Origin of the sequence: Streptomyces griseocarneus, from assembly GCF_014655595.1 — a bacterium.
GTDB classification, from domain to species: Bacteria; Actinomycetota; Actinomycetes; order Streptomycetales; family Streptomycetaceae; genus Streptomyces; species Streptomyces griseocarneus.
Genome location: NZ_BNBL01000007.1, coordinates 301,928 through 315,998 on the forward strand (window position 1 = coordinate 301,928; position 14,071 = coordinate 315,998).

A 14,071-nucleotide genomic window follows, 5' to 3' on the forward strand; every position below is an offset into this window, starting at 1 on the left:
GACTACGGCCTAGTGATGGGATCGACAGCGCTATGACGACTTCGGCACTCGAACGCGACACGGATGGCGTGGAGCGGGACGGGCCCGCCCGGGGTGCGGTGGGCGGCAGCCGTGCGTTCGCCTGGCTGCTGGTGATCACCGGTGCCGCGGGGCTGCTGGCCTCGTGGGTCATCACGATCGACAAGTTCAAGATCCTCGAGGCCAAGGTCGACGGGAAGACGTTCACCCCCGGGTGCAGCCTCAACCCCATCGTCTCCTGCGGCAACATCATGGAGAGCGCCCAGGCCAAGGCCTTCGGGTTCCCCAACCCGATGCTGGGCCTGGTCGCCTACGGTGTGATCATCGCGGTCGGCATGGGCCTGCTCGCCGGTGCCCGCTACCGCCGCTGGTACTGGCTGGGCATGGAGGCCGGCTGCCTCTTCGGCGTCGGCTTCGTGACCTGGCTGCAGTACCAGTCGCTGTACGTGATCGGCTCGCTGTGCCTGTGGTGCTGCCTGGCCTGGGTCGCCACGATCGTCATGTTCTGGTACGTGACCGTGCAGAACCTCCGCCACGGCTTCATCCCCGCGCCCGAGGGTCTCAAGCGGGGCCTGCTGGAGTTCCACTGGGTGGTGCCGGTGCTGTGGATCGGCGTCATCGGCATGCTGATCCTCACCAAGTGGTGGTGGTTCTGGACCGGCGGCACGGCCTGACCGCCCGCACCGCCTGCCCGGCTTGATCAACGCCGCCGGACCTTCGGGTCCGGCGGCGTTGTCAGTGGAGTGGCATAGGGTTTCGAGCGTGGAGCCCGACCTGTTCACCGCGGCCGCAGAGGACCGCCAGGAGAAGGACCCGGCGGCCAGTCCGCTGGCCGTCCGCATGCGCCCCCGCACCCTCGACGAGGTGGTGGGGCAGGCGCATCTGCTCAAGTTGGGCAGCCCGCTGCGCCGCCTGGTGGGGGAGGGAAGCGGCGGCCCCGCCGGGCCCTCCTCGGTGATCCTGTGGGGCCCGCCCGGCATCGGCAAGACCACGCTGGCCTACGTGGTCAGCCAGGCCACCAACAAGCGCTTCGTGGAGCTGTCCGCCATCACCGCCGGGGTCAAGGAGGTGCGGGCCGTCATCGACGGCGCCCGCCGCGCCTCCGGTGGATACGGAAAGGAGACCGTCCTCTTCCTGGACGAGATCCACCGCTTCAGCAAGGCCCAGCAGGACTCCCTGCTGCCCGCCGTGGAGAACCGCTGGGTCACCCTGGTCGCGGCCACCACCGAGAACCCCTACTTCTCGATCATCTCGCCGCTGCTCTCGCGGTCCCTGCTGCTGACCCTGCAGGCCCTGACCGACGACGACCTGCGCGGCCTGATCCACCGCGCCCTCACCGACGAGCGCGGCCTCGGCGGCGCGGTGACCCTCCACGAGGACGCCGAGGCGCACCTGCTGCGCATCGCGGGAGGCGACGCGCGGCGCGCGCTGACGGCGCTGGAGGCGGGGGCGGGCTCCGCCATCGCCAAGGGCGAGGCCGAGATCACCCTGGAGACGCTGGAGGGCGCGGTCGACCGGGCGGCGGTGAAGTACGACCGCGACGGCGACCAGCACTACGACGTCGCCAGCGCGCTCATCAAGTCCATCCGCGGCTCGGACGTGGACGCGACGCTGCACTACCTGGCCCGGATGATCGAGGCGGGGGAGGACCCGCGCTTCATCGCCCGCCGGCTGATGATCTCGGCGAGCGAGGACATCGGGCTGGCGGATCCCACGGCCCTGCAGACGGCGGTGGCCGGGGCGCAGGCGGTGGCGCTGATCGGCTTCCCGGAGGCCCGGATCACGCTGAGCCAGGTGGCCGTGGCGCTCGCCCTGGCGCCGAAGTCGAACGCCGCCTACCTGGCCATCGACGCGGCGCTGGCGGACGTGCGCGCGGGCCTGGCCGGGCCCGTCCCCGCCCACCTGCGCGACAGCCACTACAAGGGCGCCCAGAAGCTGGGCCACGGCCAGGGCTACGTCTATCCCCACGACGTCCCCGGCGGCATCGCCGCGCAGCAGTACGCCCCGGACTCCGTCCACGGCAAGCGGTACTACGAACCGACCCGCTACGGCGCCGAGGCGCGCTACGCGGACGTGGTGGAGCGGGTGCGGGAGAGGCTGCGCGGCGAGCAGCCGGGCAAGGACACCGCGGGCGGCTAGTCCGCCGCCTCGAAGAGCCGGTGCATCTCCGCGCGCAGGCCCACGATGTCCCGTACCGGGCGGGGGAACTCGAACCGGGCGTCGAAGGAGCGGTCCGCGGCCGTGCCGCCGCCCAGGCGCCGGGTGAAGCGCACGCGCAGGCCGAAGCGGTCGAGCGCCAGCGGCACCGCCCGCTCGAAGGCCTCCGGGCCCTCCTCGCGGCCGCCCAGCAGCGAGGCGAGGCCGCGCACCTGGTCGCCGTGGCCGGAATGCAGGTGCTGCAGCAGCTCCGCCTCGTGGGCGACGAGGGGGTCGGCGGCGGCCCGGGCGAACTCCTCCGGCTCCACGTCCTCCGCGCCCCACAGGTCGTCGACGCCCACCTCGCCCAGCTCCAGGCGCAGCAGCATCCGTCCCGGTTCGGCGATCCCGGGGACGCAGGTGAGCCAGCCCGACAGCCGGGCGCGGCCACGGATGCGGTGGGGGACGGAGACGGGCGCCACATCGGTGAGCTCGAGCACCGCCGCCAGCTCGTCGTCCTGGGCGTGGGTGGCGGCCCGTACGGCCGGGGAATCGGCGGGCATGACGAGGAAGACCTCCCCGTCCGGGCCGACCGTGCGCACCTCGGGGATGAGATGGTCGGGGAAGGCGGTGGGAGCCCCCGGAATCAGCAGTACGGCGGAGCATGTACTCTGTACGAGAGTTCGTGTGCGCTCGGCTGCTGACGGCATCCGTGCGATTTCAAGTCCGCTGGGACGCGGCTGACCACGATCTGATCGGACCTCCGTCACGTCGACGCCCTCGAGAGCGTCGGATCCCTTTCGGGATCCTTTCGTGCTGTCCGTGATGTGACTGGTGTTCCCCGGGCGAGACATGCGATCTCCTTGAGTAAGGTAAGCCTAACCTAACTTACAACGGAGGTCTGGAGAACGTGCCTAACCAGTCGCGTCCCAAGGTCAAGAAGTCCCGTGCGCTCGGCATCGCGCTGACGCCGAAGGCCGTCAAGTACTTCGAGGCCCGCCCCTACCCGCCGGGCGAGCACGGCCGTGGCCGCAAGCAGAACTCGGACTACAAGGTCCGTCTGCTCGAGAAGCAGCGTCTGCGCGCCCAGTACGACATCAGCGAGCGCCAGATGGCCCGCGCCTACGACCGCGCCAAGAAGGCCGAGGGCAAGACGGGCGAGGCGCTGGTCGTCGAGCTCGAGCGTCGCCTCGACGCCCTGGTCCTGCGTTCGGGCATCGCCCGCACCATCTACCAGGCCCGCCAGATGGTCGTCCACGGCCACATCGAGGTCAACGGTGGCAAGGTCGACAAGCCGTCCTTCCGCGTTCGCCCGAACGACGTCGTGATGGTCCGCGAGCGCAGCCGCGCCAAGGCCCTCTTCGAGACGGCCCGCGCCGGTGGCTTCGCCGCCGAGGGCGAGACCCCGCGCTACCTCCAGGTCAACCTGGGTGCGCTGGCCTTCCGCCTGGACCGCGAGCCGAACCGCAAGGAGATCCCGGTCATCTGCGACGAGCAGCTGGTCGTCGAGTACTACGCCCGCTAAGCCGGACGTCGCACTCTCCTGCGCACAGCCCGCCGTCTCGCCTGCCCCCGTGGCCGGCGAGCCGGCGGGCTCGCGCGTTTCCGGGCCCGCGCGTCCGTACATCCGTGCCGTGCATCCGGGCCCGTACGGACCGGTAATGCGGTACGGGCGGACAGGCCCGGCGCGATAAGGTCGATACCCGACGTTCAAGCGAAACTACAGCTAGGGAGCGGTGCAGCGTGTCCGGTGGAGAGGTGGCCGGGATCCTCGTGGCCGTCTTCTGGGCGATCCTGGTGTCCTTCATCGCCCTGGTGCTGGTACGGCTCGCGCAGACCCTGAAGGCGGCCACCAAGCTGGTCGCCGAGGTCTCCGAGCAGGCCGTGCCGCTGCTGGCCGACGCCTCCGCGACCGTCCGCTCCGCGAACACCCAGCTCGCCCGCGTCGACTCGATCACCGCCGACGTCCAGGAAGTCACGGCGAACGCCTCCGCGCTCTCCTCGACCGTCTCCTCCGCCTTCGGCGGGCCCCTCGTCAAGGTCGCCGCGTTCGGCTACGGCGTGCGGCGCGCGCTGGGCCGCAAGGCGGAGCCGGTGCGCGAGAGCACCGTCTTCACGGGCCGGACCGTCGGCAAGGACCTGCCGTCCGCCCGGCTCGGCGGCCGCCGCATCCGTGGGAAGGGCTGACCCCAGAAATGTTCCGCCGCACGTTCTGGTTCACCACCGGTGTAGCAGCCGGTGTCTGGGCCACCACCAAGGTCAACCGGAAGCTCGCCAAGCTCACCCCGGAGAGCCTGGCCCTGCAGGCGGCCGACCGCGCGGTCATCGCCGGCCGCAAGGTCAAGCTCTTCGCGCTGGACGTCCGCGACGGCATGGCGCACCGGGAAGAGGCGCTCAAGGACGCGCTCGGCCTCAGTGCCGCGCCGCCCGGGCCCGAGCCCCGCGCCCTGCCCGAGCAGCGCCGCCTGGTCGCTCTCGAACAGCACCACACCCACCACCCGTTCACCCGGAAAGAGGACCACTGATGGAGTCGGCTGAAATCCGCAGGCGCTGGCTGCGCTTCTTCGAGGAGCGTGGGCACACCGTCGTGCCGTCGGCGTCGCTCATCGCGGACGACCCGACGCTGCTGCTGGTCCCCGCGGGCATGGTCCCCTTCAAGCCCTACTTCCTCGGCGAGGTCAAGCCGCCCTTCCCGCGCGCCACCAGCGTGCAGAAGTGCGTCCGCACCCCGGACATCGAGGAGGTCGGCAAGACCACCCGCCACGGCACGTTCTTCCAGATGTGCGGCAACTTCTCCTTCGGCGACTACTTCAAGGAAGGCGCCATCAAGTACGCCTGGGAGTTGCTGACGACTCCCGTGGCGGACGGCGGCTACGGCCTGGAGCCGGAGAAGCTCTGGATCACCGTCTACCTCGACGACGACGAGGCCGAGCGCATCTGGCGCGACGTGATCGGCGTGCCCGCCCAGCGCATCCAGCGCCTGGGCAAGAAGGAGAACTACTGGTCCATGGGCGTCCCCGGCCCCTGCGGACCGTGCTCCGAGATCAACTACGACCGCGGCCCCGAGTTCGGCATCGAGGGCGGCCCGGCCGTCAACGACGAGCGCTACGTGGAGATCTGGAACCTGGTCTTCATGCAGTACGAGCGCGGCGCCGGCGAGGGCAAGGAAGACTTCCCGATCCTCGGCGACCTGCCCAGCCAGAACATCGACACCGGTCTCGGCCTCGAGCGCCTGGCGATGATCCTGCAGGGCGTGCAGAACATGTACGAGACCGACACCCTGCGCGTCGTGATCGACAAGGCCACCGAGCTGACCGGCGTCCGCTACGGCGCCGCCCAGAACAGCGACGTCGCGCTGCGCGTGGTCGCCGACCACATGCGCACGTCCACCATGCTCATCGGCGACGGCGTCACCCCCGGCAACGAGGGCCGCGGCTACGTCCTGCGCCGCATCATGCGCCGTGCCATCCGCAACATGCGCCTGCTGGGCGCCACCGGCCCGGTCGTCGCCGAGCTGCTCGACGTCGTCATCCGCACGATGGGTCAGCAGTACCCCGAGCTGCTGACGGACCGTCAGCGCATCGAGACCGTGGCCCTCGCCGAGGAGGCCGCCTTCCTCAAGGCCCTCAAGGGCGGCACCAACATCCTCGACACCGCCGTCACCGAGACCAAGGCCGCCGGCGGCACGGTCCTCGCCGGCGACAAGGCGTTCCTGCTCCACGACACCTGGGGCTTCCCCATCGACCTCACCCTCGAGATGGCCGCCGAGCAGGGGCTGTCCGTGGACGAGGACGGCTTCCGCCGTCTGATGAAGGAGCAGCGCGAGCGCGCCAAGGCCGACGCCAAGGCCAAGAAGACCGGCCACGCCGACCTGTCCGCCTACCGCGAGGTCGCCGACACCTCCGGCGCCACCGACTTCACCGGCTACACCCTCACCGAGGGCGAGTCGACGGTCGTCGGCCTGCTCGTCGACGGCGTGCCGTCGCCGGCCGCCTCCGAGGGCGACGAGGTCGAGGTCGTCCTCGACCGCACCCCGTTCTACGCCGAGGGCGGCGGCCAGCTCGCCGACCAGGGCCGGATCAAGCTCGACACCGGTGCCGTCATCGAGGTCCGCGACGTGCAGAAGCCGGTCCCCGGCGTGCACGTCCACAAGGGCGTCGTGCAGGTCGGCGAGGTGACCGTGGGCGCCTCCGCCTTCGCCACGATCGACGTCCGGCGCCGCCGGGCCATCGCCCGCGCCCACAGCGCCACCCACCTCACCCACCAGGCGCTGCGCGACGCCCTGGGCCCGACGGCCGCCCAGGCCGGCTCGGAGAACTCGCCCGGCCGCTTCCGCTTCGACTTCGGCTCGCCGGCCGCCGTGCCGGGCTCGGTCCTCACCGACGTCGAGCAGCGGATCAACGAGGTCCTCTCCCACGAGCTCGAGGTCCAGGCCGAGGTCATGAGCCTGGAGGAGGCCAAGAAGGCCGGCGCCATCGCCGAGTTCGGCGAGAAGTACGGCGAGCGCGTGCGCGTCGTGACCATCGGCGACTTCTCCAAGGAGCTGTGCGGCGGCACGCACGTCGCCAACACCGCCCAGCTGGGTCTGGTGAAGCTGCTCGGCGAGTCCTCGATCGGCTCCGGCGTGCGCCGCGTCGAGGCCCTCGTCGGCGCCGACGCCTACAACTTCCTGGCCAAGGAGCACACGGTCGTCGCCCAGCTCACCGAGCTGGTCAAGGGCCGTCCGGAGGAGCTCCCGGAGAAGATCTCCGGGATGCTCGCCAAGCTCAAGGACGCCGAGAAGGAGATCGAGCGCTACCGCGCCGAGAAGGTGCTGCAGGCCGCGGCCGGCCTCGCCGAGGGCGCCAGGGACGTCCACGGCATCGCCCTGGCCATCGGCCGGGTGCCGGACGGCACCGGCGCCGACGACCTGCGCAAGCTCGTCCTGGACGTCCGCGGGCGCATCCAGGGCGGCCGTGCCGCCGTGGTCGCCCTGTTCACCGTGGTGAACGGCCGTCCGCTGACCGTCATCGCCACCAACGAGGCCGCCCGTGAGCGCGGGCTCAAGGCCGGTGACCTGGTCCGCACCGCCGCCAAGACCCTCGGCGGCGGTGGCGGCGGCAAGCCGGACGTCGCCCAGGGCGGCGGGCAGAACGCCGATGCCCTCGACGAGGCCATGGCCGCCGTCGAGCGCCTCGTGGCCGAGGCGGCCTGAGCACCGTGCGACGAGGCAGGCGTATTGCCGTGGACGTCGGGGACGCCCGGATCGGGGTCGCGTCGTGCGACCCCGACGGGATCCTCGCCACCCCGGTGGAGACCGTTCCCGGACGTGACATCCCGCAGGCCCACAAGCGGCTCGCGGCGATCGTCGCGGAGTACGAGCCGGTCGAGGTCGTCGTGGGCCTGCCCCGCTCCCTCAAGGGGGGAGAGGGGCCGGCCGCGGCCAAGGTGCGGACGTTCGCCCGGGAGATGGCCCGGCGGATCGCGCCGGTGCCGGTGCGGCTCGTCGACGAGCGCATGACGACCGTCACGGCCGCGCAGGGCCTGCGCGCCTCCGGGGTCAGCTCCAAGAAGGGCCGTTCCGTGGTCGACCAGGCGGCCGCCGTGGTCATCCTGCAGAACGCCCTGGAGATCGAGAAGGTCTCCGGGCGCCCGCCGGGCGAGGCCGTCGAAGTGGTCATCTGATCGCAATACGGTAACGTTCCGCGCGACATGGCAGCTGTTCGAATGTCTGCCGGGCAGGACCAGACGTCGGACTTTCGCGCTTCACCTGGCGCACTGGCTGCCGCTGTGCGGCTCTAGGGGATAGATGACTGAGTACGGCCGGGGTTCCGGCTCCCAACCGTGGCATCCCGAGGACCCTCTGTACGGGGACCAGGGATACGGCGGGCAGCAGTACGCGCAGCACCAGCCGCAGTCTCAGCCCTCCTACGACCAGCCCCATCCCGGTCAGCAGCAGTACGGCTGGGACCCCTCGCAGAACGCGGGGGGCCCCGGTCCGTACCCCGCCGCGGGCCCCGGCGACCCGTACGCCGGGCACGGCGGGACGTACGGGGGCGGCGGCCAGCCGGGCTACTACGAGTACGACACGGGCAACACCGCCTACCCGCACCAGCAGCAGGCCCCGTACTCCGGGGACCAGCACACGGGTCAGCACCCCGTGCAGCAGCACACGGGACAGCACCCGATCCAGCAGCAGACCGGGCAGCACCCCATCCAGCAGCACACGGGCCAGCACCCCGTCCAGCAGCACACGGGGCAGCACCCCGTCCAGCAGCACACGGGGCAGCATCCGGTCCAGCAGCACACGGGGCAGCACCCCGTGCAGCAGCACACGGGGCAGCATCCGGTCCAGGAGCACACCGGGCAGCACCCCGTGCAGCAGCAGACCGGGCAGCACCCCATCCAGCAGGCCCAGGTGCAGGCGGAGACGTCGGCGGAGGCGGTCGAGGAGAAGATCTCCCTCTTCGACGACCCGCTGCCGCCCGCCCCCGCCCGGGACGAGGACGAGGACGACGACCCCGAGCCGCGCGAGGAGTCCCGCCGCGGCCGGGGCGGCCGCGGCAAGGGCAAGGGCAAGGAGAAGAAGCCCAAGCGCCGCAGCGGCACCGCCTGCCTGCTGGTCGCCGTCGTGCTCGTCGGTGGCGTGGGCGGCGGCGGTTACCTCGCCTACGACTACTGGCAGACCCACTTCGGCTCCGCGCCCGACTACGAGGGCGAGGGCTCCGGCCAGGTGCAGGTCGAGATCCCCAAGGGCTCGTCCCTGACCCAGATGGGGCAGATCCTGGAGAAGGCCGGCGTCGTCAAGAGCGTCGGCGCGTTCACCGAGGCCGCGGCCAAGAAGTCCATCCAGCCGGGCACGTACACCCTGCGCAAGGAGATGTCGGGCGCGGCGGCCGTCGCGATGATGACCGACGCCGGCAACTTCCTCACCCTCCGCGAGGGCATCCGGGCAGCCGACGTCTACGCCGCGATCGACAAGAAGCTCGGCGTCAGCCCCGGCACCACCAAGGGCGCCGCCAAGAGCCAGGCCAAGAACCTCGGGCTGCCCGACTGGGCCACGGCCGACGCCAACGTCAAGGACCCGCTGGAGGGCTTCCTCTTCCCGTCGCAGTACACGGCGGGCAAGGGCACCAAGCCCGAGGACATCCTGCGGCAGATGGTCGCCCGGGCGAAGAAGAACTACGAGGAGCAGGACGTCGTCGGCAAGGCGCAGGCCCTGGGCCTGAAGTCCCCGCTGCAGGTCGTCACCCTCGCCAGCCTCGTGCAGGTCGAGGGCAAGTACAAGCACGACTTCGACAAGATCTCCCGGGTGGTCTACAACCGGCTCAAGCCGGACAACAAGGAGACCTACGGGCTGCTCGACTTCGACTCCACGGTCAACTACGCCAAGAGCCAGAGCACCCTGAACACCGGCGCGGTCAGCGACCTGCGCAAGTTCAAGGACCCGTACAACACGTACAACATCAAGGGCCTGCCGCCCGGCCCGATCAGCAACCCCGGCATGGAGGCCCTGAAGTCGGCCCTCGAGCCCGCGCCCGGTCCCTGGTACTACTTCGTCTCGATCAACGAGAACGAGACGCTGTTCGCCGTGACGAACGAAGAGCACAACAAGAACCGGCAGCGGTACGAGCAGGAGAACAAGAAGAAGGCCGGACAGTGACCGTACGTCACCGGGCCGCGGTGCTCGGCTCGCCGATCGCCCACTCCCTCTCGCCCGTGCTGCACCGGGCCGCCTACGCGGACCTGGGCCTGACGGAGTGGACGTACGACCGCCACGAGGTCGGCGAGGCGGCCCTGCCGGCCTTCCTCGACGGCCTCGACGCCACCTGGGCCGGTCTCTCCCTCACCATGCCGCTCAAGCGCGCGGTGATCCCGCTGCTGGACGAGGTCAGTGCCACCGCCCGCTCGGTGGAGGCCGTCAACACCGTCGTGCTGACCGAGGACGGCCGCCGCCTCGGCGACAACACCGACATCCCCGGCATCGAGGCCGCGCTGCGCGAGCGCGGCGTGGAGAAGACGGAATCCGCCGCCGTCCTCGGCGCCGGGGCCACCGCCTCCTCCGCCCTGGCCGCCCTGGCGCGCGTCTGCACCGGGGAGGTCACCGCGTACGTGCGCAGCCCCGAGAGGGCCGCCGAAATGCTCCAGTGGGGTGAGCGGCTCGGCGTGTCCGTCCGCACCGCCGACTGGTCGCGGGCCGCCGAGGCGCTCACCGCGCCCCTGGTGATCGCCACCACCCCGGCCGGTGCCACGGACGCCCTCGCCGGCGCGGTCCCGGACCACCCCGGCACGCTCTTCGACGTGCTGTACGAGCCGTGGCCGACCCCCCTGGCCGCCGCCTGGTCGGGGCGCGGCGGCACGGTCCTGGGCGGCCTGGACCTCCTGGTCCACCAGGCGGTGCTCCAGGTCGAGCGGATGACCGGCCGCACCCCCGCCCCGCTGGCCGCCATGCGCGCGGCGGGCGAGGCGGCCCTGGCCGCGCGCACGCGCTGACCGCTGCCCACTCCTCGGTCCGGCCGGTCCACAACCTGGACCGGCCGCCGGACAGGCCCCCGCGGCGTGGGAGGATCGGAGCGAGCATTTCGCAAGGCCATGGCTACTGAGGAGCACCGTTGAGCAGGTTGCGCTGGCTGACCGCGGGGGAGTCGCACGGCCCCGCACTCGTGGCGACGCTGGAGGGTCTTCCCGCCGGCGTGCCGATCACCACGGAGATGGTGGCGGACCACTTGGCCAGGCGGCGCCTCGGCTATGGGCGCGGTGCCCGCATGAAGTTCGAGCGCGACGAGGTCACCTTCCTCGGCGGCGTGCGGCACGGCCTGACGATGGGCTCCCCGGTCGCGGTCATGGTGGGCAACACCGAGTGGCCCAAGTGGGAGAAGGTCATGGCGGCCGACCCGGTCGACCCCGCCGAGCTGGCCGAGCTGGCCCGCAACGCCCCGCTCACCCGCCCCCGTCCCGGTCACGCGGACCTGGCGGGCATGCAGAAGTACGGTTTCGACGAGGCCCGCCCGGTCCTCGAGCGCGCCTCCGCCCGGGAGACCGCCGCCCGCGTCGCCCTCGGCGCCGTGGCCCGCTCCTTCGTCAAGGAGACGGCCGGCATCGAGATCGTCTCGCACGTCGTCGAGCTGGCCGCCGCCAAGGCCCCGTACGGCGTGTACCCCAAGCCCTCCGACGTCGAGCGGCTCGACGCCGACCCGGTGCGCTGCCTGGACGCGGATGCCAGCAAGGCGATGGTCGCCGAGATCGACCAGGCCCACAAGGACGGCGACACCCTCGGCGGCGTCGTCGAGGTGCTGGCGTACGGCGTGCCGGTCGGCCTGGGCTCCCACGTGCACTGGGACCGCCGCCTGGACGCCCGCCTGGCCGCCGCCCTGATGGGCATTCAGGCCATCAAGGGCGTCGAGGTCGGCGACGGCTTCGACCTCGCCCGGGTGCCCGGCTCCAAGGCGCACGACGAGATCGTGGCCACCGAGGACGGCATCCGCCGCACCTCCGGCCGCTCCGGCGGCACCGAGGGCGGCCTGACGACCGGTGAGCTGCTGCGCGTACGGGCCGCGATGAAGCCGATCGCGACCGTGCCCCGCGCGCTGGCGACGGTGGACGTCGCCACCGGCGAGGTCGCGCAGGCCCACCACCAGCGCTCCGACGTCTGCGCCGTCCCCGCGGCCGGCATCGTCGCGGAGGCGATGGTGGCGCTGGTGCTCGCCGACGCCGTGGTGGAGAAGTTCGGCGGCGACAGCGTCGCCGAGACCCGCCGCAACGTCCACAGCTACCTCGAGAACCTGGCCATCAAGTGACGTCGCCCGCCAAGCCCGCGGTCGTCCTGGTGGGGCCGCCCGGCGCGGGCAAGTCCACCGTCGGGGCCCTGCTCGCCGAGCGGCTGGGCACCGGCTACCGCGACACCGACGCCGACATCGAGCGCGTGGCCGGCAAGCCCATCCCGGAGATCTTCATCGACGAGGGCGAGCCGCACTTCCGCGCGCTGGAGCGGCGGGCCGTGGCCGCCGCCGTGGCCGAGCACCCCGGTGTGCTCGCCCTCGGCGGCGGCGCCGTCATGGACCCGGACACCCGGGCCCTGCTGGCGGGCCTGCCGGTGGTCTTCCTCGACGTCGACCTGGCCGACGCCGTCCGCCGGGTGGGCCTGGACGCCCCGCGCCCGCTGCTCGCCGTCAACCCCCGCAAGCGGTGGCGCGAGCTGATGGAGGCGCGCCGCCCGCTCTACACCGAGGTCGCCCGCGCCGTCGTCGGCACCGGCGGCCGCACCCCGGCCCAGGTAGCCGACGCCGTGATGGAGGCGCTGAGCCTGCCCCGGGCCCACACACCGGACACCACGCAGTGAGGAACGCATGACCGACGCCCCCACCCGCATCCAGGTCGCCGGCAGCGCGGGCAGCGCGCCGTACGAGGTCCTGGTCGGCCACCGGCTGCTGGGCGAGCTGCCCGGCCTCATCGGCCCCCAGGCCAAGCGGGTCGCCGTGCTGCACCCGGAGGCGCTCGCCGAGACCGGCGAGGCGATCCGCGAGGACCTGGCCGCCCAGGGCTACGAGGCCATCGCGATCCAGCTCCCGAACGCCGAGGAGTCCAAGACCGTCGAGGTCGCCGCCTACTGCTGGAAGGCCCTCGGGCAGACCAACTTCACCCGCACCGACGTGATCGTCGGCGTGGGCGGCGGGGCCACCACCGACGTGGCCGGCTTCGTGGCCGCCACCTGGCTGCGCGGGGTGCGCTGGATCGCCGTGCCCACCACCGTGCTGGGCATGGTCGACGCGGCCGTCGGCGGCAAGACCGGCATCAACACCGCCGAGGGCAAGAACCTCGTCGGCGCCTTCCACCCGCCGGCCGGCGTGCTGTGTGACCTGGCCGCGCTGGAGTCGCTGCCGGTCCACGACTACGTCAGCGGGCTCGCCGAGATCATCAAGGCCGGCTTCATCGCCGACCCGGCCATCCTCGAGCTCATCGAGGCCGACCCCGAGGCCGCCCGTACGCCCGCCGGCCCGCACACCGCCGAGCTGATCGAGCGCTCGATCCGGGTCAAGGCGGAGGTCGTCTCCTCCGACCTCAAGGAGTCCGGCCTGCGCGAGATCCTCAACTACGGGCACACCCTCGCCCACGCCATCGAGAAGAACGAGCGCTACAACTGGCGGCACGGCGCGGCCGTGGCCGTCGGCATGGTCTTCGCGGCCGAGCTCGGCCGGATCGCCGGGCGCCTGGACGACGCCACGGCCGACCGGCACCGCACGGTCCTCGAGTCCGTGGGGCTGCCCGTCACCTACCGCGGTGACCAGTGGCCGAAGCTGCTGGAGACCATGAAGGTCGACAAGAAGACCCGCGGCGACCGGCTGCGCTTCATCGTCCTGGACGGGCTGGCCAGGCCGACCGTGCTGGAGGGCCCGGACCCGGCGATGCTGCTGGCCGCACACGCCGAGATCGCGGCGTGAGCGGCGTGAGCGGCGTGGGCGCCCGCAAGGTGCTGGTGCTGAACGGCCCCAACCTGGGGCGGCTCGGCTCCCGCGAGCCCGACGTGTACGGCTCGACGTCCTACAAGGGGCTGGTGGAGGCCTGCACGACGCTGGGCGGCGAGCTCGGCCTCGACGTCGAGGTCCGCGAGACCAACGACGAGGGCGAGCTGGTCCGCTGGCTGCACGAGGCCGCCGACGGCGCGCTGCCCGTGGTCATCAACCCCGGCGCCTTCACGCACTACTCGTACGCCATGCGGGACGCGGCCGCGCAGCGCACCGCGCCGCTGATCGAGGTGCACATCTCCAACCCGTACGCCCGGGAGGAGTTCCGCCACACCTCCGTCATCGCGGCGGTCGCCAGCGGCACCGTGGCGGGCTTCGGCATCGGTTCCTACCGGCTCGCGCTGCGCGCGCTGGCGGAGGAACTGGCGGGCTGACGGCCCGTCGGGCACTTCGCGTCACCCCCGGCCGTTGAGCGG

The 14,071-nt window shown here is 72.1% G+C and carries 14 protein-coding genes; 13 read left to right on the plus strand and 1 reads right to left on the minus strand.

Translation table 11 applies throughout. From position 1 onward, the window contains the following. Positions 1–32 precede the first annotated feature (32 nt). Both IE295_RS20060 and IE295_RS20065 read left to right on the plus strand, forming a co-directional pair. Positions 33–692, plus strand: coding sequence for a vitamin K epoxide reductase family protein (locus IE295_RS20060; protein WP_190065068.1), 660 nt, complete (start codon positions 33–35; stop codon positions 690–692). 88 nt (positions 693–780) lie between these two features. Further along, positions 781–2,157, plus strand: coding sequence for a replication-associated recombination protein A (locus IE295_RS20065; protein WP_190065069.1), 1,377 nt, complete (start codon positions 781–783; stop codon positions 2,155–2,157). Here IE295_RS20065 and IE295_RS20070 read toward each other — a convergent pair. Beyond that, a complete protein-coding gene (locus IE295_RS20070) occupies positions 2,154–2,864 on the minus strand; it encodes a DUF2470 domain-containing protein (protein WP_190065070.1) in 711 nt (236 codons plus the stop codon). The two genes, IE295_RS20065 and IE295_RS20070, sit on opposite strands and share 4 nt — an antisense overlap. A 200-nt stretch (positions 2,865–3,064) precedes the next feature. On the opposite strand from IE295_RS20070, the gene rpsD reads away from it, so the two are divergent. The 11 genes from rpsD (at position 3,065) to aroQ (ending at position 14,029) form a co-directional block, all read left to right on the plus strand. Continuing rightward, positions 3,065–3,679 carry a 30S ribosomal protein S4 gene (gene rpsD, locus IE295_RS20075; RefSeq protein WP_086566727.1) on the plus strand — a complete coding sequence of 205 codons (615 nt, stop codon included), beginning with the start codon at positions 3,065–3,067 and terminating at the stop codon, positions 3,677–3,679. 218 nt (positions 3,680–3,897) lie between these two features. Beyond that, a complete protein-coding gene (locus IE295_RS20080; RefSeq protein ID WP_224323179.1) occupies positions 3,898–4,341 on the plus strand; it encodes a DUF948 domain-containing protein in 444 nt (147 codons plus the stop codon). Positions 4,342–4,349: 8 nt separating this feature from the next. Then, on the plus strand, positions 4,350–4,679 hold the full coding sequence (locus tag IE295_RS20085) for a hypothetical protein (protein WP_190065071.1): 330 nt from the start codon (positions 4,350–4,352) through the stop codon (positions 4,677–4,679). Next, on the plus strand, positions 4,679–7,348 hold the full coding sequence (alaS, locus tag IE295_RS20090) for an alanine--tRNA ligase (RefSeq protein ID WP_190065072.1): 2,670 nt from the start codon (positions 4,679–4,681) through the stop codon (positions 7,346–7,348). Before IE295_RS20085 ends, alaS begins: the two co-directional genes overlap by 1 nt. Beyond that, positions 7,345–7,818: a Holliday junction resolvase RuvX gene (gene ruvX / locus IE295_RS20095; protein ID WP_190065161.1), complete on the plus strand. Its 474-nt coding sequence runs from the start codon at positions 7,345–7,347 to the stop codon at positions 7,816–7,818. Before alaS ends, ruvX begins: the two co-directional genes overlap by 4 nt. Before the next feature lie 124 nt (positions 7,819–7,942). Next, complete coding sequence (gene mltG / locus IE295_RS20100) at positions 7,943–9,796, plus strand: endolytic transglycosylase MltG (RefSeq protein WP_190065073.1); 1,854 nt, start codon at positions 7,943–7,945, stop codon at positions 9,794–9,796. Next, positions 9,793–10,626 carry a shikimate dehydrogenase gene (locus IE295_RS20105; protein WP_190065074.1) on the plus strand — a complete coding sequence of 278 codons (834 nt, stop codon included), beginning with the start codon at positions 9,793–9,795 and terminating at the stop codon, positions 10,624–10,626. Before mltG ends, IE295_RS20105 begins: the two co-directional genes overlap by 4 nt. Before the next feature lie 119 nt (positions 10,627–10,745). Then, positions 10,746–11,930 carry a chorismate synthase gene (aroC, locus tag IE295_RS20110; protein ID WP_190065075.1) on the plus strand — a complete coding sequence of 395 codons (1,185 nt, stop codon included), beginning with the start codon at positions 10,746–10,748 and terminating at the stop codon, positions 11,928–11,930. Beyond that, entirely contained in the window at positions 11,927–12,472 is a 546-nt protein-coding gene (locus IE295_RS20115; protein WP_190065076.1) for a shikimate kinase, read from the plus strand. Before aroC ends, IE295_RS20115 begins: the two co-directional genes overlap by 4 nt. Before the next feature lie 7 nt (positions 12,473–12,479). Next, a complete protein-coding gene (aroB, locus tag IE295_RS20120) occupies positions 12,480–13,571 on the plus strand; it encodes a 3-dehydroquinate synthase (protein ID WP_190065077.1) in 1,092 nt (363 codons plus the stop codon). Beyond that, positions 13,568–14,029 carry a type II 3-dehydroquinate dehydratase gene (gene aroQ / locus IE295_RS20125; protein ID WP_224323178.1) on the plus strand — a complete coding sequence of 154 codons (462 nt, stop codon included), beginning with the start codon at positions 13,568–13,570 and terminating at the stop codon, positions 14,027–14,029. The genes aroB and aroQ overlap by 4 nt, the downstream gene beginning before the upstream one ends. The last annotated feature ends 42 nt before the right edge of the window (positions 14,030–14,071 follow it).